Origin of the sequence: Pseudoalteromonas sp. T1lg21 (assembly GCF_002964625.1) — a bacterium.
In the GTDB taxonomy this organism is placed as follows: Bacteria; Pseudomonadota; Gammaproteobacteria; order Enterobacterales; family Alteromonadaceae; genus Pseudoalteromonas; species Pseudoalteromonas gelatinilytica.
In genome coordinates this window covers 310562-331978 of the sequence record NZ_PQBX01000060.1, presented here as the reverse complement: position 1 = coordinate 331978, position 21417 = coordinate 310562, and the positions used below count along the sequence as shown (strand labels likewise).

At 42.9% G+C, this 21417-nt stretch carries 19 protein-coding genes; all 19 read right to left on the bottom strand.

What is annotated here, in order from left to right; all coding sequences use genetic code 11:
* Nucleotides 1-65: 65 nt before the first annotated feature.
* Nucleotides 66-1592: an amidophosphoribosyltransferase gene (gene purF / locus C2M25_RS15460; RefSeq protein ID WP_105175211.1), complete on the bottom strand. Its 1527-nt coding sequence runs from the start codon at nt 1590-1592 to the stop codon at nt 66-68.
* A gap of 18 nt (nt 1593-1610) precedes the next feature.
* Nucleotides 1611-2105: a CvpA family protein gene (locus tag C2M25_RS15455; protein WP_036969851.1), complete on the bottom strand. Its 495-nt coding sequence runs from the start codon at nt 2103-2105 to the stop codon at nt 1611-1613.
* A 313-nt stretch (nt 2106-2418) separates the two neighbouring features.
* Nucleotides 2419-3075, bottom strand: a complete 657-nt coding sequence (locus C2M25_RS15450; RefSeq protein ID WP_063706794.1) for an SPOR domain-containing protein — start codon at nt 3073-3075, stop codon at nt 2419-2421.
* A gap of 11 nt (nt 3076-3086) precedes the next feature.
* Complete coding sequence (gene folC, locus C2M25_RS15445; protein ID WP_105181495.1) at nt 3087-4352, bottom strand: bifunctional tetrahydrofolate synthase/dihydrofolate synthase; 1266 nt, start codon at nt 4350-4352, stop codon at nt 3087-3089.
* Between the two features lie 30 nt (nt 4353-4382).
* Nucleotides 4383-5252: an acetyl-CoA carboxylase, carboxyltransferase subunit beta gene (accD, locus tag C2M25_RS15440; RefSeq protein WP_105181494.1), complete on the bottom strand. Its 870-nt coding sequence runs from the start codon at nt 5250-5252 to the stop codon at nt 4383-4385.
* A 158-nt stretch (nt 5253-5410) separates the two neighbouring features.
* Nucleotides 5411-6205 (bottom strand): tRNA pseudouridine(38-40) synthase TruA, encoded by a 795-nt coding sequence (gene truA / locus C2M25_RS15435; RefSeq protein WP_063706786.1) that lies wholly within the window; start codon nt 6203-6205, stop codon nt 5411-5413.
* Nucleotides 6206-6346: 141 nt separating this feature from the next.
* On the bottom strand, nt 6347-6679 hold the full coding sequence (locus C2M25_RS15430; RefSeq protein WP_171038274.1) for a Na+/H+ antiporter subunit G: 333 nt from the start codon (nt 6677-6679) through the stop codon (nt 6347-6349).
* 8 nt (nt 6680-6687) lie between these two features.
* Nucleotides 6688-6957, bottom strand: a complete 270-nt coding sequence (locus tag C2M25_RS15425) for a K+/H+ antiporter subunit F (protein ID WP_063706782.1) — start codon at nt 6955-6957, stop codon at nt 6688-6690.
* Nucleotides 6951-7487 carry a Na+/H+ antiporter subunit E gene (locus C2M25_RS15420; protein WP_105181493.1) on the bottom strand — a complete coding sequence of 179 codons (537 nt, stop codon included), beginning with the start codon at nt 7485-7487 and terminating at the stop codon, nt 6951-6953. Before C2M25_RS15420 ends, C2M25_RS15425 begins: the two co-directional genes overlap by 7 nt.
* Nucleotides 7487-9004: a monovalent cation/H+ antiporter subunit D gene (locus C2M25_RS15415; protein WP_105181492.1), complete on the bottom strand. Its 1518-nt coding sequence runs from the start codon at nt 9002-9004 to the stop codon at nt 7487-7489. Before C2M25_RS15415 ends, C2M25_RS15420 begins: the two co-directional genes overlap by 1 nt.
* Nucleotides 9001-9345, bottom strand: a complete 345-nt coding sequence (locus C2M25_RS15410) for a Na+/H+ antiporter subunit C (protein ID WP_063706776.1) — start codon at nt 9343-9345, stop codon at nt 9001-9003. Before C2M25_RS15410 ends, C2M25_RS15415 begins: the two co-directional genes overlap by 4 nt.
* Nucleotides 9345-12137, bottom strand: coding sequence for a monovalent cation/H+ antiporter subunit A (locus C2M25_RS15405; RefSeq protein WP_063706774.1), 2793 nt, complete (start codon nt 12135-12137; stop codon nt 9345-9347). Before C2M25_RS15405 ends, C2M25_RS15410 begins: the two co-directional genes overlap by 1 nt.
* A 212-nt stretch (nt 12138-12349) precedes the next feature.
* On the bottom strand, nt 12350-13552 hold the full coding sequence (locus C2M25_RS15400) for a hypothetical protein (RefSeq protein ID WP_105181491.1): 1203 nt from the start codon (nt 13550-13552) through the stop codon (nt 12350-12352).
* Nucleotides 13536-14414: a lipoprotein NlpI gene (gene nlpI, locus C2M25_RS15395; RefSeq protein WP_063706770.1), complete on the bottom strand. Its 879-nt coding sequence runs from the start codon at nt 14412-14414 to the stop codon at nt 13536-13538. Before nlpI ends, C2M25_RS15400 begins: the two co-directional genes overlap by 17 nt.
* Nucleotides 14415-14542: 128 nt before the next feature.
* Nucleotides 14543-16672: a polyribonucleotide nucleotidyltransferase gene (gene pnp / locus C2M25_RS15390; protein ID WP_063706764.1), complete on the bottom strand. Its 2130-nt coding sequence runs from the start codon at nt 16670-16672 to the stop codon at nt 14543-14545.
* Nucleotides 16673-16914: 242 nt separating this feature from the next.
* Nucleotides 16915-17184: a 30S ribosomal protein S15 gene (rpsO, locus tag C2M25_RS15385; protein ID WP_054553172.1), complete on the bottom strand. Its 270-nt coding sequence runs from the start codon at nt 17182-17184 to the stop codon at nt 16915-16917.
* 110 nt (nt 17185-17294) lie between these two features.
* Nucleotides 17295-18239, bottom strand: coding sequence for a tRNA pseudouridine(55) synthase TruB (gene truB, locus C2M25_RS15380; RefSeq protein WP_063706762.1), 945 nt, complete (start codon nt 18237-18239; stop codon nt 17295-17297).
* Nucleotides 18239-18643 (bottom strand): 30S ribosome-binding factor RbfA, encoded by a 405-nt coding sequence (gene rbfA / locus C2M25_RS15375; RefSeq protein ID WP_063706760.1) that lies wholly within the window; start codon nt 18641-18643, stop codon nt 18239-18241. The genes truB and rbfA overlap by 1 nt, the downstream gene beginning before the upstream one ends.
* A gap of 110 nt (nt 18644-18753) precedes the next feature.
* Nucleotides 18754-21417, bottom strand: a complete 2664-nt coding sequence (gene infB / locus C2M25_RS15370) for a translation initiation factor IF-2 (protein WP_063706758.1) — start codon at nt 21415-21417, stop codon at nt 18754-18756.

Here is a 21417-nt window from a genome sequence, read left to right as displayed (position 1 = left end):
TTTCTTTCCACAAACAAAAAAGGAGCTATTCAGCTCCTTTTTTATATCAAATAGATATGCACTGATTAATCAGCACTGTTCTCTTCTTGATTGTGCAACTCTAAACTTGCTGACATGGCGTTTTCACGGGTTGATTTCGCTGAATCATTACGTAAACGGTCAATGTGGTTTAGGTAATCTTGGTCGATATCACCTGTGATGTATTGACCATCGAATACTGATGTTTCAAAACGGGTGATTTCTGGGTTTTCTTGGCTTACTGCCGAGATTAGGTCATCTAACGATTGATAGATAAGACCATCTGCACCGATGCTAGCATTGATATCTTCCACTTCACGGCCATGCGCAATTAGCTCAGCTGCCGATGGCATATCAATACCGTATACGTTCGGGAAACGAATCTCTGGCGCTGCTGACGCGAAGTAAACATTCTTCGCACCTGACTCACGAGCCATTTCTACGATTTGCGCTGACGTTGTACCACGAACAATTGAGTCATCAACAAGTAATACGTTTTTACCTTTGAACTCACGGTCAATCGCATTCAGTTTTTGACGAACTGATTTCTTACGCATTTCTTGACCTGGCATGATGAAAGTACGGCCAATGTAGCGGTTTTTAACAAAACCTTGGCGGTAAGGCAGGTTAAGTGCTGACGCAATCTCAAGCGCTACATCACATGACGTTTCAGGAATAGGAATAACCACATCGATGTCTTTATCAGCCCATTCACGTGCGATTTTTTCACCTAACTTAGTCCCCATGTTTACGCGTGTCGCATAAACAGACATACGGTCAATCGTTGAATCTGGGCGCGCAAAGTAAACAAACTCAAAGATACATGGCGAGTAAGTTGCTTTTTCAGCACACGCTTGTGAGAAAAACTGACCATCTTCAGTTACGTAAATCGCTTCACCTGGTGCTACGTCACGAACAAACTCAAAACCGTCGGTTTTTAATGCCACGCTTTCTGAAGCAAACATGTACTCAGTACCATTTGCAGTTTCACGCTTACCAAACACCAACGGACGAATGCCGTTCGGATCACGAAACGCAACAATACCGTGGCCGATGATCATTGCAATCGTTGCATAACCACCATTTACTTTATTGTTTACTTCGGTCACTGCATTGAAGATATCTTCAGCGTCAAGTTTTAGCTTGTTTGACTTGCTTAACTCATGTGCCACGATGTTAAGTAAGATTTCAGAGTCAGATGTTGTATTAACATGACGGCGAGCTTCTGAAAATAATTGCTGCTTTAATGCTTCTGCGTTTGTTAAGTTACCATTGTGCGCAAGTGCAATACCAAATGGTGAGTTAACGTAGAAAGGTTGCGCTTCTGACGAGCTAGAAGAACCAGCTGTCGGGTAGCGAACATGGCCAATACCAATTGTGCCTTGAAGGCGTTTCATATGACGGGTATGAAACACATCTTTCACAAGGCCATTGGCTTTACGTAAGCTAAACGTGTTGTTTTCAATGGTAATGATGCCAGCTGCATCTTGACCGCGGTGTTGCAAAACAGTTAAGCCGTCATATAACGCCTGATTAACAGGAGAAGTTCCGACTATGCCAACGATACCACACATTAAATTTATCCTCGCCGATTAACGGTTTACAGAATTTAAAAAGCTCGAGTTGTTTTCGAGGTACGAAAAGAACCACTCAACAACAAAGCCAAATTCTGGAATCAAAATAGAGTTGCCCCACCAATGCGTATTAGGTGCACCGGTAAAAGCATCAAGAAAGAAGAGTAACGCGCTTACGACCAACACGCCACGAAGAGCACCAAACACTATGCCAAAGACACGGTCTGTGCCAGATAAACCCGTACGTTGTACAAGCTCACCTAAAATATAGTTTAGTAACCCACCCAACAGGAGTGTCGCAAAGAATAATATGGCTATTGCGGCTGCATTTCTTAAAAGGGGTTCTGAAATACTTGTTAGGAAGGATGCTAAATATTGGTAAAACAAACTAGAGATGATAAATGCGCCAGCCCATACAGCTAATGACATTGCTTCTTTTACAAAGCCACGTATTAAGCCGATGATAGTGGATAGTGCAATAATGCCAAGTATGGCGTAATCAACCCAGATCATAAGAACCAACTAGTCGTTAATTTGGGGCGCATTCTATACCCAAACCACCTGTGGATGCAAGAATTCAGCATGAGATAAAACGCATTTAGGCAAGGCATTGATTGTAGGGAATGGTGTCCCCTTGTCAAAATCAATAACGCAGAATAAATGCGTTTTAGCCATGCCCTTCGGGCGCTTCACAGGGCTTCCACTACTGTGTTGTGGCAATTTGAAAGGTACCTACATTCCTGCATCGCCACGCCTTGTATTGAAAACCCTGTGATAGCGCTGAATCATGGATCTACAGGTGGTTTGGGTATTTGGAATTGCCAGATCATTTTGTAATTTCAAACTGAGTGACTTTGCCGTTTAACTTGGTTAACTGCTTTAACTCAGGAAGCTTACTCTCTAACTCTTTCTTGCTAAGTGAAGGACCTACAAAGACTTTTGTCAGTGTGCCGTTCGGGGTTTTGATTGGACGCGTAAAGGTTTTGAAACCATTCGCTTTTAGTTTTTCTTGTAGTGATTTCACATTAGGTGCATGAGAAAAACTACCCAATTGGATAACATAAGCCATTTGTGTGAGGTTTTCTTCTGGCTTACGGGTTGGCTCTGGAGCTTTGACAACGGTCTTTGCCGGCTCTTGGACTGCAACTTTTGGCTCAGTTTTACGAACCACAGGCTCATCTGTTGATGCTTCGACCATTTGCGGTGCATCATCGACGATTTGTTGCGTTTCATTAGCAGCAAGCTCAGCATCGTTGGCTTGAATATCTTCAACTGGCGTTTGTGACGGTTGTTCAGCAGAGGCGACTTTATTATCAATCGCCTCTTGTAAATCAATCGTAGTGAACTCAGGACGTTCAGGAATTGCTTTAAAGCCTTCAGTATAATGAACCTTTTCACCATCCAAAATATTTGGAATGAAGACAATAGCCGCTACAACCACAATGGTGGTACCTACTAAGCGATTAATAAACCCTGCGTTCACCGATTTCCTCTCTATTTTTTAAAGTAATTGATGGCTGCAGCCACTGTTATAAATGAACCAAACACAATCACAAGCGTGTTTTCATCGACATTTGGTAATAACGTGTCTAATGCAGTTTCAACACTCTCATATTGCGTGCTAGGCGCTGTTGATGTTGTTTCTGCAAGTGCGTTAGCAAGATTCTCAACCTTGTCTCCGCGGAAACAATCTAAGCTTGCTAACGACCATTGGTCAACTACATTTGCGACAGCCGACATGGCAGCCACTTTATCTTTATCTGCAAGCATAGCGACTAATGCATGAATTTTAAACCCTTGATCTTTATACACGCTTAATTTACGTGCCAAATAACGAGCAGATTCAGGATTATGCGCCACATCTGTAAAAATGAGCGGCTGCTCACTGAGCTGTTGAAAGCGCCCTTCTACGGTTAAATTTTCCAGGCAATCGCGAACTAGTTGCTCACTTGGCAATAGCTCAAGTTTAGCTAATAAGGTCAACGCTGTTGCAGCATTTTGACAAGGGATAGCAGGCTTAGCTAAGCGCCAATCGTTATCTTGGTACTGCCAGTTAAAGCCTTCACTGTCTTCTGTGAATTTAAAATCACGGCCTGATAACACCATATCAGCGTTAATTTCATTGCCGTAATCAGTCACTGTATGCGGAATCGCTAAATCGCCAACAATGGCAGGCGTATTCGGTCTAAAAATACCGGCTTTGTCGTAACCCACTAATTCACGGGTATCACCTAAGTATTCTTTATGGTCTAAATCTATGGTGGTGATCACGCATGCAAATGGGGTTACGATATTAGTGGCGTCATAACGACCACCCAGACCCACTTCTAACAGCACATAATCAACAGCGTGACGTTTAAAAATAGCCAGTGCGGCCAGTGTTCCGTATTCAAAATAAGTCAGCGGTGTGTCACCACGACCTTTTTCAAGCATATCGAATGCATCAACATGGAATTGATCATCAAGCTCTTGGCCATTAATACGCACGCGTTCGTTGTAACGAATTAGATGAGGAGATGCGTACGTACCGACACTAAAACCTTGCGCCAGTAATAAGCTTTCTAAACAGCGAGCGGTGGTCCCTTTACCATTAGTCCCTGCAATTAAAATTATTTTGCTAGGTGTATCGAGTAAGCCGACTTGGTTAGCAACGCGTGCAACGCGCTCTAAGCCCATTTCAATATTGGCAGGATGGACACTTTCTAAATAACAAAGCCAATCATCAAGACTTGATGATTGGCTAGGAAGGATTTCTGTCATAGCGTTTAATCAGTTAAGCTGAAATTTACGCTACTCATGCTCTTGTTCAGTAGAAGGCAAGTTCATAAATTTCGCTAAGATACGTGCAAGGGTGTCACGCATTTCACGACGGTCTACAATCATGTCGATTGCACCGTGCTCTAGCAAGAATTCACTACGTTGGAAACCTTCAGGTAGTGTTTCACGTACTGTTTGCTCGATAACACGAGGACCAGCAAAACCGATAAGCGCTTTAGGTTCAGCAACGTTTACATCACCAAGCATTGCTAATGATGCCGATACACCACCCATTGTTGGATCAGTTAATACTGAAATAAACGGTAAGCCTTTTTCGCTCATTTTCGCTAGCGCAGCACTTGTTTTAGCCATTTGCATTAATGACATAAGTGCTTCTTGCATACGTGCGCCACCTGATGCAGAAAAACAAATAAGCGGCATATTGTGTTCTAAACACTGGTCTACAGCTTCAACAAAGCGTGCACCAACCACTGACGCCATTGAACCACCCATAAATGAGAATTCAAATGCAACAGCAGCAACAGGAATACCTTTTAGGCGGCCCTTCATTGCAACAAGTGCGTCTTTCTCGCCACTTGCTTTTTGTGCTTGGGTAATACGGTCAGAGTATTTTTTAGAATCTTTAAATTTTAAAACGTCTTTTGGCTCGTGCTCTGCACCAATTTCTTGACGATCTGCATCATCTAAAAAGTTTTCAAGGCGCTTACGGCCACCTAAACGCATGTGGTGATCACATTTAGGACACACGTTGAGTGCTTTTTCTAATTCTGCTTTATATAAAATTGAATCACAGTCTGTACACTTAGCCCAAACCCCTTCAGGGATTTCTTTACGACCTGACGATTTGGTCGTTTTAGGTAAGATTTTTTCTAACCAACTCATTTGCAACTCTCTTAATGCTGTTCTGTGTCGCAGTCTGTTTAATTGGAAACACTCGCTTGTGTTTCTGATAACAAATAAACAGACAGATTTTTTCAATTAAAACATGAATTACTCGCAGACGATATAAAAAACTGGTCTTAGTAGTAGTCTACTAAAGTCTAACTGTCTGAATCAGGTAAAAACAAAGGCCCTAATGGTGTTTTAGGAATGCCAAAATGTTCAGGGTAATCCACATCAACTAAGTAAAGACCCGCCGCTTTTGCTGTTGCACTCGCTTTAGCACGTTCTTTTAGATCAAGTAATTCTTTTAACCACACTGGCTCATGCTTATGTAAGCCTATATCCATTAAACAGCCTGTGATGTTTCGAACCATGTGATGCAAAAACGCATTCGCTTTAATATCAATGATCACATAATCACCTTGGCGTTTTACCGACAAGTGGTGGATAGTGCGATTTGCTGTATTCGCTTGGCAATGTAGCGCCCTGAAAGACGTAAAATCATGCTCACCTATTAGATACTGACAGGCTTCTTGCATTTTAGTTTCGTCTAATGGGTGATGAAAATGAGTCACACCTTCGCTCATAATGGCGCCACGATAGGTGTAATTGTAAATCACATAACGATAGCGACGAGCTGTGGCACTAAAACGAGCATGAAAATCGTCACTGACAGGTTCAGCAAAACGAATCGAAATATCTTTTGGTAGTAAGGTGTTCATACCCATTGTAAACGCGACCATTTCGCGCTCAGCATGCGTATCAAAATGGATCACCTGCCCGGTGCCATGAACACCGGCATCGGTGCGACCTGCACAAACAATTTCAACTGGATGATTACAAATACGCGACAACGCCGTTTCTACTTCTTGTTGTACGCTATTGACGTGTGATTGACGTTGCCAACCACTGTAACGTGCGCCGTTGTACTCTACTCCAAGTGCTACTCGCATAATGACCTATTTACCTACTGAACTAAATGACGGGGCATTTTATGCGATCTACGAGCGCAATAAAAGCCACCGTGGTCGATCACATTACTGTCCCTGCTCAGATATCATACCAATTCGCTTAACGATGAGTGCAAGCTGGGATTAATCTTCTTCGATGTTGTCTAGGCCCTTGGTGCCGTCTTTAGCACGCAGCTTATGATGGATAGCCGATTTGATCAGCATATAGCCGCTGATAGGCGCGGTGATAAGCAAAAAGATTGATATAAGAATTTCTTTCACGCTCACCCCCTCATTGGTGTAACTAAAATACACCATTGCAGCAATCAATAGCGATGCCATTCCTAAGGTAGTTGCTTTGGTAGGTCCATGTAAACGCATGAAAAAGTCAGGCATTTTCACAAGACCAATTGAACCTATCAGAATAAAGCAACCACCAATTAATAATAAGATTGAAACAATCCACTCACTCATTATCTATTACCTTATTCAATAATGTCGCCACGCAGCAGGTATTTACACACCGCTACTGTACTTACAAAACCTAGCATCGCAATTAATAATGCCGCTTCAAAATAAAGTCCCGTGCCCATGCTCATGCCATAAAGAATGATCAAAGCAATGGTGTTAATAAACATAGTATCAAGCGCTAAAATGCGATCTGGCACCGACGGACCAACGATTAGGCGCCATAGATTTAGCAATAACGAGATTGCAATCATGGCATAAACAATTAAAAAAACGGTATCTAGCATCGAAAAATCTCCTTAAGCGGTGCTTCGTAACGCTGCTTAATAGTATTAATTAACGCTTGCTCATCTGCTAAATCGAGTACGTGAATTAATAAATAGCGCTGCTCAATAACTTCACCCTCTTCAAGTGACTCAGGAATAGGATACACCTCTGCGCTTACAGTACCCGGCGTTAACGACACTGTACTTGCCAAAATTGTAATTGGCATTTCATGACTTAAATCCAAAGGCACTTTTACAAAACCCGGACGCAATTTTTTAGTCGGTCCTAAAATCAGCAGTGCCACTTGCAAGTTAGCCGTCACAATATCGTACAGAACTAACATTAAGTGTCTAAATGCCAGACCAGGTTTCACGATAAGTGGTTGCGGATCACGAAATGGAAAGGTGATCCACGGGATAGTGATGGCAAAAAACGCGGCTAATAACAGATGACCCGGTGACACACTGTTATTCAATAACAGCCACACAACAAACAATAAAACACTGCGAAAAGGTGTCGGCAGCCAACGAAAACGAGCTTCTAAACGCATTATTGACCTCCTTGTAATACAGCATTGATGCTCGTATTAATATCAAACAACTGCTCTGAGGTTGCTAACATAAAATCAGAAATTGAACCGGCAAAAACAACCATTAAAGGTGAACATGCCAACAAAGCAATTACCGCGGTTACTTTTAAAGGGTGTGCTTTGCTGCCCTCAATTGCTTCGCTGTCTTTGTGTTTATGATCCCAAAATAAGCTTGTGCCAGCACGAGAAACTGCGACTAATAACGCAAGACTGGCAAGAATATAAATCGGCCAGAACAACATGGCTTTTTCACTATCAAGGGTGCTTTTTAGAATCCAAATTTTTCCCACAAAACCAGATAGTGGTGGCATACCAACTACTGCAAGTGCGGCGATAACAAAACAAATACCCAGTAAGAATGGCTGCGCAACGGGACGCCCAGCGACTAAACGGTCCGCAACCTTACCACGCTGCTGTGCAATTAAATCGGCAATTAAAAATAGCGCGGCACAAATTACCGTTGAGTGCACAAGGTAATAAAGGAGTGCCGCTGTTGCCGAGACATTTTGAATTGCAACGAGTGCCACTAATGTACCGACAGAGACAATCACTAAATTGGCTATCAACTTTCTAAAATCTTGACTCGCTAATACACCAATTGCTCCCATCACGATGGTTGCTAGTGCAAGGCCCCATAACCAAGGCTGTGCCATGTGAGCAAGCTCACCCGCGTTTTCACCAAAGATCACCGTATAAATACGAAGTATGGCGTACACACCGACTTTAGTCATAATGGCAAATAAGGCTGCAACTAGCGGCATCGCATTTGCGTAGGTATTTGGTAGCCATAAATGCAAAGGTAATAACGCGCCTTTTAAGGCAAATACCACAATTAAAAGTAAGCCACCAATTTTAGCTAGGTAAACATCATCACCTGTCAATTGCGGGACTTTTTGTGCTAAATCAGCAATATTTAACGTACCTAGTACACCATATAGTACGCCTAAGGCAATTAAGAATACGCTTGAGCCAATCAGGTTTAAAATCACGTATTGTAATGCAGCACGGGTGCTGTGTTTATCCGCTGAGTGCATTAATAATGAATAGGATGCAATAAGTAACACTTCGAAAAATACGAATAGATTAAATACATCGCCAGTTAAAAACGCGCCGTTCACACCTAAAATCAAAAAGTGCACTAATGGGTGAAAAAAGCTGCCTTTTTTGTCATCACCAGCACAACTATAAAGCACCACGACCGCCCCTAAGAAGCTAGTAAGCAGCACTAATAATGTCGCAAGTCTGTCAGCGACAAGTACAATCCCAAATGGCGCCGACCAATCACCTATGGCGTAAACCATTGGTGCAGTACTGTTGATATAAAACAGCAAATAGGCGCTCACCAACACTGTAACCAAAGATAAAATGACAGAGGTTACACGGCGAATTTGTAAGTTCTTTCCGCAAGGCGGCATTAATAGCAAAACACCAGCCAGCATAGGAATTAAAATCGGTAAAGAAGCGAGATGCTGTATCATTTTTGCTCCTTCGACGACTTAACCATATGACCATCGACATGGTCATTCCCTAAATCTGCGCGTCCGCGAATCGCTAAAATAACCACAAACGCAGTCATCGCAAAACCAATTACAATGGCAGTTAAAACCAGCGCTTGCGGTAATGGATCTGCATATTCGCTGCCAGAGCCTAATACAGCGGCTTTATTAATGGTCAAGCGTCCTGATGAGAATAAAAACAGGTTTACTGCATAAGAAAGCATGGTCAAACCCAGTACCACCGGGAACGTTCGCGCTCTCAAAATTAAATAAATTCCGCATGCAACCAGCACGCCCACGCATGATGCGTACAACACTTCCATTAAATATTTACCTCTTGCTTGGGTGTATCAGCAGTCAGTTTTCCTAAACTTGCTAAAATCATCAGCGTTGCACCTACAACGGTTAAATACACACCTAAATCAAACACGATAGCACTGGCAAGCTCAGTCTTGCCGACTAACGGAATATCAAAATAATCAAACCATGTTTTTAAGAATGGACGATCAAATGCCCAACTACCTAAGCCCGTTAATAAAGCAATGGCAATACCCGAAGCGATTATCTTGCGGTAGTTAACATCAAAGCGCTCTGAAATCCAATTCGAACCATTTGCCATGTACTGTAAAATAAACGCAATTGCAGTCACTAGACCGGCAATAAAGCCACCGCCAGGTAAATTGTGACCACGTAAGAAGATGTACGCAGAAACCAATAAAGCCAGTGGTAATAAACTTTGCGAAATGCTCGCTAACAAAATTGGGTGGCGTTCGCGCGCCCAAGGGCGACCTTCGCTATCACTTGCTGGCATAAACAGTGGCAAGTTGATAAGCAGTTTATAAATACCCAATGCAGCAATACCTAGTACGGTAATTTCGCCAAGGGTATCAAAGCCCCTAAAATCGACTAAGATCACGTTCACCACGTTAGTACCACCACCGCCGGTTTTAGCATTGGCAATAAAGAAGTCAGAAATCGACTCAAGTGGTCTGGTTAATAAGGCATAACAGATACTTGCTACAACAACACCAATAGCTGATGAAATTCCTAAATCTCGCAATATACGTAATGAGCTAGACTCTTTCGGAGTGCGCTGTGGTAAGAAGAACAGCGCTAACATAAGTAAGATAACCGTCACGACTTCTACAGTTAACTGAGTCAGTGCTAAATCTGGCGCTGAGAAACGTGTAAAGACCACCGATACCATCAAGCCTACAATCGAAATCATAATCAACGAAATCATTCGTGAGCGATGCCAGATAACCGTTGCAAGCGCACCAATCACCAGTAGACCAGCACCAATCGCATTATGGAAATCGATAGGGGTAAGACCATTTGCACCCGCCAGCTGACGCATTTCGAATAATGGCCAACCTGCGCACAACAACACCACAGTGATCATCACAAACGCATAGCGCTGTAATGAACCATTTTCGATGCGATTAATTCTTTCTTGAGACCACTTAATTAGCCCGTACATACCGCGGTCAAAACCTTTCTTCGCATTTAAGGTCGGTAATGACGCTTGGAAATGGAATAAATGTTTACGTTGAATGTAAATTAATACACCGCACGACGTTGCGATGAAGCTCATTAACAGCGGTAAGTTGAAGCCATGCCACACTGATAACGTGTATTCAGGAGCAACATTGCCTAGCACTGCAAATGAGGCCGAAGCCAAAATATCGCTTACAGCAAAGTCAGGGAACATACCTACTAATAAACACAGCACCACTAATATTTCGATTGGTACACGCATGTAACGCGGTGGCTCATGAGGCTGCTTTGGTAAGTCGACAGGGTCACCATTAAAGAAAACATCATGAATGAAACGCGCTGAATAGGCGACAGAGAGCGCTCCGGCAATTGTCGCTAATACCGGAATTAACCATGACATAGAGCCCAATACTTGTTGGTGTAATGTTTCAGCAAAAAACATTTCTTTCGATAAGAAACCATTTAATAGTGGCACCCCTGCCATGGCTGCGGCTGCGACCATGGCAAGCGTTGCGGTATAAGGCATAAAGCGCCACATACCATTAAGCTTACGCATATCTCGGGTGCCGGTTTCATGGTCAATAATACCCGTTGCCATAAATAACGACGCTTTAAACGTTGCGTGGTTAATAATATGGAAAATAGCGGCCACCGTAGCAAGCTCTGTGTCTAAGCCAAGTAATAAGGTGATTAAACCTAAATGGCTGATTGTTGAATACGCCAGTAAGCCTTTTAAATCATGTTTAAATAAAGCGATATAAGCACCAACGAGTAAGGTCGCAAGACCCGTCATGGCTACTAAAATAAACCAAATGTCTGTGCCTGCTAGGGCTGGATAAAAACGCGCTAATAAGAAAATACCCGCTTTAACCATGGTTGCGGAGTGAAGATAAGCACTAACCGGAGTAGGTGCGGCCATGGCATGCGGTAACCAAAAGTGAAAAGGAAATTGCGCAGATTTAGTAAACGCACCTAACAGCACTAATACCAAGGCAACTTCATACAAGCCATGTGACTGGATCAGGGTTTTGCTTGCGAGGATTACATCAAGGTTATAACTACCAACAATATCACCAATCAGCAATAAACCTGCTAGCAACGCAAGACCGCCTGCACCGGTTATGGCAAGTGCCATGCGTGCGCCTTTTCTGGCTTCTGATTTGTGCCACCAGTAGCTAATCAATAAGAATGAGCTAATACTGGTTAGCTCCCAGAAAAACCATAACTGGATCACGTTGTTCGACATCACAATGCCGACCATCGCGGTCATAAATAGCATTAAATAGCAAAATAGCTTTGCCATAGAGTCATTACTACTTAAATAGTAACGTGCATAGAAGATCACGAGGGTACCAATCCCCAAGATCATATATAAAAACAGTAAACTCAAACCATCAAGTCGAAACGAAACTTGCATGTTTAAAAGTGGGATCCAATCCGCGCTATAGCGAATTGTTTCGCCAGAAAACACCGCAGGGGTATACGAAAATACAATTCCAAGGGCAATCAAAGGCGCTAACATAGTCAAAGCGGTACTTTGATTTCGTGTTAGTTTTGAAGTGCAGGATGAAATAACACTGCCGATTAAGGATAACAGGGGTATCCAGAGCAAAGTCATAATTAGGAGCCTTTTAGTGTCATAAGAATATCAATACTGCTGCTAGTTTTAATTAGTTGCGTACTGTTCATTTGGATGGTTTAAAGTTGGCTTCAAAAAAAGCTTATAGTGCGTACAGTTATACTGATCAGGGGCTATTTTGTCTATAGGAGACAGACCTATTCGCTCAAACTTTAACCGACTCGCATACTAAAATAGCAATAAATAGACGATTAGTCAGAAAAATTCTGTTCACTTGAAGCCGTTGTAAAAACAGGCTTTACTCCTAAAAATGCAAAATATTCAGAAAACCGAACAGGCTGTGTTAAGGGCTGGTTAATTTGTTTTTGCCAAAGTTGCCGATATTGCGCTGACAACCCCATCGTTTGGTATTGCATAATTGACCAGTTAGGGCTGGGCTTATACGCTTTTTTATTGCCACAGGCGAGACTCTTTTGCCACCCTTTAGGAGGAGAAGATTGGTTAGCAATAAACAAATTGGGCGCAACCTGCCCTTGCTGATTACAAAGCCACTGCTGTTTTTGCTCTGGTAACGCATACTCATCTTCAAAACCATTAAAGTGCATCAACTCATGTAAAAACACCGCATAAGATTGCGATGAGTTGATATGCATGATCCCGCCAAGCACATTTGCAGCTCCTTGCTGCGACATCATGACAATAAAATCAAAACCCGCAGGCCATGAACGCGCGGCCGCATTTTGCCAGTTACAGCTCAGTCCCCCACTGCTGCCATCACAGTTAAACGTATCTGCCACATAGACAATGTCGGTGAAACAAAAACTCCCCTTTGCTGGCTCAGGTTTATTAGTGTATTGCTGTTTAAAGTGCTTTAAGGTCGCTATGCCTTTGTAGTGATCTGTCATCATTAGAACATTAAAGCGACATTGATCACTTGGCTGTAAATGCACAGCCGATAACACAAATTGTTGCTGCTGCGCATACGCAGAAGTTATTTGCTCAACCGGCATTTTTTGATGCAGTAGAAAAGCCTGTTTTGCACTGCCCTGTGGTAATTGACCGGCCTGAAAAAGGCGAGCGAGCTCATGCCATTGCATTGTTGCAACAAGCTTATCTGATAACGTGAGTTGCTGTGTGGTTGTGAAGTCAGAAAAGTAAGGCTGCCACCATAGTTTTGCCCCCTTGTAATCCCCCTGCTGTAAAAACCTGAGTGCAAGTTGATACGCTGCGCTACTGTCATTAAGCTGTGCAAGCTGTCGAAGTTGTGCGTTACTTAATGCTAATTGCTGGGCATTTATCGCACTTGGTGCAAGATAATAAATAGCCGTTGCTTGTGAAGGATTAACGTTCGCGTAGTAAAGATAGGCAGGAATAAAGCGAGACACTGAGCTTGAAACACACCCCAAGCTCAGTATCAGAATAACACTAAAAAAAAGCTTAGCTTGCGTTTTCACCAGCCATTAACTCAAGCTCTAAACGGGCATATTTGTATTCAACAAATTCATGCACATTGGTGGCAAGGGCAAGTCTGAAGTAATCAGCTGCAAGGTAGTCGTTACCCGCCGCTTGATGTAACTTAGCTAGGTAGAAATAAGCTTCACACAGGCGATGCGCATACTCTTGCTCGGAAGTAACGCCTTCGATGATGCCAGATAAGAATTCAAATTCACTGATATCGCCTAAATAAAGTGCCAGCAATTGATAGCCCCATTGCGACTCATCAACACCTTGTGCATTCGCTTTCAAATCAATCAAGGCTTGTGCTTTATCAGCCTCTGATTGAGCTAAATAAAGCCATAAAACACGATACGGATCACTCGGTGAACGGTTAAGGAACTGCTGAAGATCATCTTGTGCAAGCAATGGACGCTCGCCATAGTAAAGCGCAATACCACGATTTAGGTAGGCATATTCATGCTGCTCATTTAATTCAAGTGCTGAATCAAAAAACTCATACGCTTGCTCATACTGCTGCATTAATGTGTGGTGGATCCCTAAAAAGTTATACACCTCTGCTAAATCAGGTTTAAGCTTAATCGCACGATTAAAATCAATACGTGCCAATGTCGACATGCCTAAGCTGTCAAATAATACGCCACGATCATAATAAAGTTTTGCTTGTTGTTCGCTACTTAAATCAGCACGATTTAATAATTCAGAATAACGAGCAATTGTAATTTCATTACGAAAATCAGGCGCTAAAGGTGCAGTGAAAGGCACATTAACAATAGGGACTGACTCAGGTTGTGAGGTTGTTTGACATGCACTTAAAGAAAAAATAGCCACAGCGGTCAATGCTAAGTGTTTAAAAATCATTAAATTCCTTAATACCTGAATTCTCTGTAGACAAAGGCGAAGCGGATAGGTTTCATTAAAGCATAAAAAAAGGGGCTAAACAGCCCCTTTTTCTTATATCCAGTAAATAACTGGTTATTCAATCATCATTAAGCGTCTTTTGGCTCTTCTGCTTTTTCTTCAGCAGCTGGTTCCATTGCTTCTTTGATGCTTAGACGTACACGACCTTGGCGATCTACTTCAAGAACTTTAACTTTAACTTCTTGGCCTTCGCTTAGGTGGTCAGTAACGTTGTTAACACGCTCTGTGCTGATTTGTGAAATGTGCACTAGACCGTCTTTACCCGGAAGGATGTTAACGAACGCACCGAAATCAACGATACGTACAACTTTACCAGTGTAGATAGCACCTACTTCTAGTTCAGCAGTTAATTGCTCGATACGCTTGATAGCTTCGTTTGCACTCATGCCGTCAGTTGCAGCGATCTTGATTGTACCGTCATCTTCGATTTCAATCGTTGTGCCCGTTTCTTCAGTAAGTTGACGGATAGTTGCGCCACCTTTACCGATAACTTCAGCAATTTTCTTCGCAGGGATTTGCATTGTGTAGATGCGTGGTGCGAATTGAGATAACTCTTCAGAAGGAGCAGAAATCGCTTCATCCATTACACCTAAGATGTGTAGACGTGCAGCTTTCGCTTGTTTAAGCGCGATTTGCATGATTTCTTTAGTGATACCTTCGATCTTGATATCCATTTGTAGTGCAGTGATACCGTTTGAAGTACCTGCTACTTTAAAGTCCATGTCACCTAAGTGATCTTCATCACCTAAGATGTCTGAAAGAACAACGAAATCTTCGCCTTCTTTTACTAGACCCATCGCGATACCAGCAACAGATGCTTTGATTGGTACACCCGCGTTCATAAGTGCTAGTGACGTACCACATACTGATGCCATAGACGATGAACCGTTTGATTCAGTGATTTCTGAAACAACACGGATTGAATATGGGAAGTCAGCTAATGTTGGTAATACTGCAGCAATACCACGCTTAGCTAAGTTACCGTGACCGATTTCACGACGCTTAGGAGAACCTACGAAACCTGTTTCACCTACGCAGAATGGAGGGAAGTTGTAGTGAAGCATGAAGTGATGCTTGTTAGTACCTGTTAAGTCGTCGATTAACTGTGAATCACGCTCAGTACCAAGTGTTGCAGTCACAAGTGCTTGCGTCTCACCACGCGTGAAGATTGCAGAACCGTGAGTACGTGGTAATACACCCGTCATTACGTCTAGTGCACGAACCATGTCTGGTTCACGACCATCGATACGTTTTTCACCAGCGATGATACGGCCACGAACGATTTCTTTTTCTAAAGAACCGAATAGTTTGCCAACTTCTTGCGTATCTAGCTCTTCGCCTTCAGCAAGTTCAGCTGTTAATGTAGCAACGACTTCTTCTTTCGCTACACCTAGCGCTTCTTTACGCGCTACTTTGTCAGTGATGCGGTATGCTTCACCTACTTTTTCAGCAGCGATTGCAGAGATTTTCTCAGCAAGTGTTACGTTTTTCTCTGGAGCAGTCCAATCCCAAGCTGGTTTACCTGCCTCAGCTTTAAACTCGTTGATTGCGTTGATGATAGCTTGAGATTGCTCATGACCATAAACAACCGCACCTAACATTACGTCTTCAGAAAGCGTTTCAGCTTCTGATTCAACCATAAGTACTGCGTTATCAGTACCAGCAACAACTAGGTCTAATTGGCTTTCTTCAAGCTCAGCGAGTGTTGGGTTAAGTACGTATTCACCGTTGATGAAACCAACACGTGATGCACCGATAGGACCATTGAATGGAATACCAGAGATAGCAAGTGCTGCTGAAGTACCAATCATAGCAACCATGTCAGGTTGGATTTCTGGGTTAACAGAAACAACTGTCGCGATTACTTGTACTTCGTTTACGAAACCGTCTGGGAAAAGTGGACGGATTGGACGGTCGATTAGACGAGCGATTAGCGTTTCGCCATCGTTAGGACGACCTTCACGCTTAAGGAAACCACCAGGGATACGACCCGCAGCGTACATACGCTCTTGGTAGTTAACTGTTAGTGGGAAGAAGTCTTGACCTGGTTGTGCATCACGCTTACCAACAACAGTAACTAATACTGAAGTGTCGCCAATGCTTGCTAGTACTGCGCCGTCAGCTTGACGAGCGATAGCACCCGTTTCTAGGGTCACAGTGTGTTGACCTAGTTGAAATTCTTTAATAATTGCTTGCACTTAAAAATGTCCTTTAAATGTAAAAGCAACTCAGAGCAGTGCTCCGAATTGGTAAAAAATAGTCCATCAAAGTACCAATTACAGTACTTAATTAAACTTAAGAAAAATCAATTAAGTACTACAATTGGCAATGATGTTTTTTGATATCTAGGAAGCATCCACTCCCTAGGTGTGCGCTAGTATACCTTTCATACGCGCACAAAAAAAGGGGCTAAATAGCCCCTTTTCTCGTAATCTAGTTCTTAGCGACGTAGGCCAAGCTCTTGGATTAACGCAGTGTAACGTGCAATGTCTTTACCTTTAAGGTAGTCAAGCAGTTTACGGCGTTGGCTTACTTTGCGAAGAAGACCACGACGTGAGTGGAAGTCGTGCTTGTGGCTAGCAAAGTGACCTTGAAGCTTGTTGATATCGAAAGTTAGAAGTGCAACTTGTACTTCAGGTGAACCAGTGTCGCCTTCAGCGCGTGCAAATTTAGCGATGATTTCAACTTTTTCTTGATTGCTTAGTGACATAGTAACTCCAAAAATTAATTTAAATTGTGTTTTAGCCGATCACTAATTCAGCCAAAACGATTGAGCGGGGCGTATTCTACCCAGCTTTGCTCATAACTACAAGGTAATCTTTACTCAGGTAGTTGATTTGATAAACCGCGCTTTGATTTTAAGTGGCCGTCTTTATGACGCTCACCAGTGCCAATGAACACGCCATCAGCCATGACTTTAACCACACCATCGGGGACAGGCTTACCAATTACCACGGTTTGACCATGGCTAAATGCCACGCCCTGCTCTTGCGTAATTTCAATCACAGGTAAATCAACCAAAGCAGTATCCATTGGTAGTAATAACTCATCGAGGTAGCTTGAAGGCGCAACATCATCAGCTTTCGCTTGTTGTAGCTTTTCTTCAAGTTGCTCAAGGGTAACCATTTTCTCACTTGGATAATGCCCTACCGCACTACGATGCAGCATAATAACATGCGCACCACAGCCGAGCTTTTCGCCTAAATCATCAACAATAGTACGAATATAAGTACCTTTAGACACATGTGCCGTCATTTGTACTTCGTTGTTCGCTTCATCAAACTCATCAAGCGTTAAACTAAATACATTAATTTTTCGACACTTACGAGGTACTTCAATGCCTTCACGAGCATATTTATACAAAGGCTGACCTTGGTATTTAAGCGCTGAGTACATCGAAGGATATTGATCCGACTCACCTAAGAAGCTGGCAATTTGCTCAGCTAATTGTTCACGCGTGACCGATACTTCGCGCGTTTCAACCACTTCACCATCTGAATCAGAGGTAGTGGTTCGCTCACCAAGTTTGGCGCGTACAACATAGGTTTTATCAGTATCAAGCAAGAACTGGGTAAACTTAGTCGCTTCACCAAAACAAATAGGCAGCATACCCGTCGCGAGCGGATCAAGCGCACCGGTGTGGCCTGCTTTTTGAGCAAAGTAAATTCCCTTTGCTTGCTGCAATGCTTTGTTTGATGAAATACCTTGCGGCTTATTAAGTAATAAGATGCCGTCAATAGCACGACCTTTACTGCGTCTAGCCATTAGTCTTTAGTGCCTTCTTCGCTGCCGTCTTCGTCTACATGCTTGGCATTGTCTTCACGAATAACTGAGTCAACCAAGTTCGAAATACGCATACCTTCCATAAGCGAGTTATCAATAACAAAACGTAACTCAGGCATGATGCGCGCACGAATGCGTTTACCTAATAAAGAACGAATATAACCCGTTGCTTCATTTAAGATTTTAGCGCTTTGCTTCGCTTTATCTTCATCGTCAGTATTAAACACTGTGATAAATACTTTTGCGTAAGATAAGTCGCGAGATACCTCAACCGCAGACACTGTCACCATGCCTAAGCGTGGATCTTTGATTTCGCGTTGAAGAATAACAGCAATCTCTTTTTGAATTTGCTGTGCAACACGATCAGTGCGAGAAAATTCTCTCATTTCATTTCACTCTAAAATAATAACTTATTGATGTTAAAGAATAAGTTAATTTAATTACGAATACACAAATGGGGGCTAGGCCCCCATTTAAAATAGTGACTTAAACGAAATTAAAGTGAACGTTGTACTTCAACCGTCTCGAATACCTCGATTTGGTCGCCAACTTTAACATCGTTGTAGTTCTTAACGCCGATACCACATTCCATACCGTTACGAACTTCTTGTACGTCATCTTTAAAGCGACGTAGTGACTCAAGTTCACCTTCATAGATAACCACGTTATCACGAAGTACACGGATAGGCGCGCTACGCTTAACGATACCTTCAGTAACCATACAACCTGCGATTGCACCAATCTTAGGTGACTTGAACACGTCACGAACTTCAGCAAGACCAATGATCTCTTGCTTAAATTCTGGTGCAAGCATACCTGACATCGCTTGTTTAACTTCTTCAATCAGGCTGTAGATAACGCTGTAGTAACGTAAGTCTAGGTTTTCTGACTCAATAACTTTACGAGCTGATGCATCAGCACGAACGTTAAAGCCAACAACGATTGCGTTTGACGCCGCTGCAAGTGTTGCATCAGTTTCAGTGATACCACCTACACCTGAACCAACAATCTTCACTTTAACTTCATCAGTAGATAGTTTAGTTAATGAATCAGCAATTGCTTCAATTGAACCTTGAACGTCTGCTTTAAGTACTACGTTAACTTCAGATACATCGCCTTCAGTCATGTTAGAGAACATGTTTTCAAGCTTCGCTTTTTGCTGACGAGCAAGTTTAACTTCACGGAATTTACCTTGACGGTAAAGCGCTACTTCACGAGCTTTACGCTCATCTTTAACTACCGTTGCTTCGTCACCAGCCGCAGGGATACCAGATAGACCTAAAATCTCAACTGGGATAGATGGACCGGCAGACTTGATGTCTTTACCGTTTTCATCTTTCATCGCACGAACACGGCCATATTCAAGACCACACAGTACGATATCACCTTGGTTAAGCGTACCAGACTGAACAAGAATTGACGCAACTGGACCACGGCCTTTATCAAGACGCGATTCAATGACAACACCTGCCGCCATACCTTCAGTTGGTGCAGTTAATTCTAGGATCTCAGCTTGCATTAATACTGCTTCAAGTAGGTCATCAATACCTAAACCTGTTTTTGCAGAGATATGTACGAATTGCGTGTCACCACCCCACTCTTCTGGGATAACGTCTAGCTGTGCTAATTCGTTCTTAACGCGATCTGGGTCGATGCCTTCTTTATCCATCTTGTTAACTGCGATGATTAAAGGAACGCCAGCAGCACGGGCGTGCTGAACCGCTTCTTTAGTTTGTGGCATTACACCATCATCCGCAGCAACAACTAGGATTACGATATCCGTTGCTTTCGCACCACGAGCACGCATTGATGTAAACGCGGCGTGACCCGGAGTATCTAAGAACGTGATCATGTGACCATTTGTTTCAACGTGGTATGCACCGATGTGCTGTGTAATACCACCAGCCTCACCAGAGGCAACTTTTGCTGAACGAATGTAATCAAGTGTTGACGTTTTACCGTGGTCAACGTGACCCATTACTGTTACAACCGGTGCACGAGGAAGCGCTTTACCTTCTTCGCTACGGTCGTTTAGTACTTTCTCTTCTAATTCGTTTTCTTTAACGATGATAACCTTGTGGCCCATTTCTTCAGCAACAAGTTGTGCTGTTTCTTGGTCGATCACTTGGTTGATGGTAACCATGTCACCCATCTTCATCATTGTTTTAACAACTTCAGCACCTTTAACCGCCATACGTGATGCAAGCTCTGCAACAGTGATTGTTTCACTGATACGTACTTCGTTTTTCACGTCTGCTGTTGGTTTTTGGAAACCGTGTTGTAATGAGGTAGGTGCTTTTAACTTACCTTTTTTACCTTTAGGACCAGAAGTTAATGGCTTCTCTTTTTGAGGTCCTTTTTTCTTTTTCTTCGCACGACGAGCACTTTGCTCTTCGCGAGCATCAGACTCATCTTCTGCTGCACGTGCGTATGAAGAAGTCGTAAGGTGGTGATCAGCGTTCTTTTCACGCTCTATACGCTCTTCTTCTTCCTTCTTCCAGCGAGCTTCATTTTCTTCAGCTAGCTTTCTTGCCTCTTCTGCTTGACGTTTCGCTTCTTCTTCAGCTTTTCTCAATGCGGCCTCTTCTGCTTCTTTTTGCAGACGCTCAGCTTCGGCGCGATCTTTTTCAGACTTAGCACTTTGCTCTGGGGTCATCTGCTTCTGTTTCGCTTTACGCTCAGCCTCAGCTTTGCGTTTAGCCTCTTCTTTGGCTTGACGCTCAGCTTCTTCTTTCGCTTTGCGCTCTGCCTCTTGTTTCGCTTTAAGCTCTTCAGCTTCTTGCTGGGCTTTAAGCTCTGCTGCTTTACGTGCAGCTTCCTCTGCAGCTAAACGCTCTTCTTCTTGCTGTTGCTCAATGGCGCTTTTCTTAACGTAAGTACGTGTTTTACGTACTTCAACTTGTACAGACTTTGCTTTACCTGTTGAACCAGTCACGCTCAGCGTGCTTTTGCTCTTACGTTGCAAAGTCATGCGAGCTGGACCTTCAGAGCCCGTGCCGCCATGCTGCTTGCTCAAATGATCTAATAACGTCGACTTTTCAGACTCAGTTACCATATCACCTGCTTTTTTAGGAATACCGGCTTGCTCAAGCTGCTGTAGTAGCTTATCAACAGTTGTACCAATATCTCCGGCTAGTTTTTCAACATTTACTTCTGCCAT